This window comes from Microbacterium sp. 10L49 (assembly GCF_056395125.1).
In genome coordinates this window covers 1-419 of the sequence record NZ_JBFTIW010000010.1, presented here as the reverse complement: position 1 = coordinate 419, position 419 = coordinate 1, and the positions used below count along the sequence as shown (strand labels likewise).

Here is a 419-nt window from a genome sequence, read left to right as displayed (position 1 = left end):
CTCCTCCTAAAGCGTAACGGAGGAGCACGAAGGTCAGCTAATCCTGGTCGGACATCAGGAGGTTAGTGCAATGGCATAAGCTGGCTTGACTGCGAGCGTGACGGCGCGAGCAGGTGCGAAAGCAGGTCATAGTGATCCGGTGGTTCTGWATGGAAGGGCCATCGCTCAACGGATAAAAGGTACTCCGGGGATAACAGGCTGATACCGCCCAAGAGTTCATATCGACGGCGGTGTTTGGCACCTCGATGTCGGCTCATCACATCCTGGGGCTGAAGYMGGTCCCAAGGGTATGGCTGTTCGCCATTTAAAGTGGTACGCGAGCTGGGTTTAGAACGTCGTGAGACAGTTCGGTCCCTATCTGCCGTGGACGYTKGAGAWTTGAGRGGGGCTGCTCCTAGTACGAGAGGACCGGAGTGGAC

Annotated in this window: 1 rRNA gene; it reads left to right on the top strand. The window is 56.6% G+C overall.

Going from position 1 to position 419, the window contains the following annotated elements:
* A 23S ribosomal RNA gene (locus tag AC1DCT_RS18135) occupies positions 1–419 on the top strand; the annotation flags it as partial.